The sequence below is a fragment of the Mesorhizobium sp. M4B.F.Ca.ET.143.01.1.1 genome, assembly GCF_004792275.1.
Lineage (GTDB): Bacteria > Pseudomonadota > Alphaproteobacteria > Rhizobiales > Rhizobiaceae > Mesorhizobium > Mesorhizobium abyssinicae.
The window spans coordinates 1-329 of the sequence record NZ_SRSR01000213.1 but is presented as its reverse complement, the minus strand read 5'-3'; the positions used below and the strand labels follow the sequence as shown (position 1 = coordinate 329).

Here is a 329-nt window from a genome sequence, read left to right as displayed (position 1 = left end):
ATCTGCTGTTCAACGGCACGATCGCCAGCCCACCCGGCCATCCCTTCTGGCTTCACCTCCTGTCTTTCCTGCCGGGGCTCGCCCACGCCAAGGAAGCCATCGACGCGACCGGCCCCTGCGTGATGACTTCGGCCCAGCTCAGCTACGGCGACCAATCCGCCTTCGCCCTCCACCCTTCGGCGCTGTTCGCGCCGGTCGACTCGGCCGGGCGCAGCGGCGACGGTGGGACACCGACGCTGTCGGTCCACCATTGGGCGGGCACATGGTGGACACGCGCCCCGGCGCCGGGTTGGCGAGACAAGATCCGCACGCATGCCTACCGGTCCTGG

The 329-nt window shown here is 69.6% G+C and carries 1 pseudogene; it reads left to right on the top strand.

The features are described 5' to 3' along the window. Positions 1-329 (top strand): annotated as a pseudogene (locus EN786_RS36685) (glycosyl transferase); the annotation flags it as partial.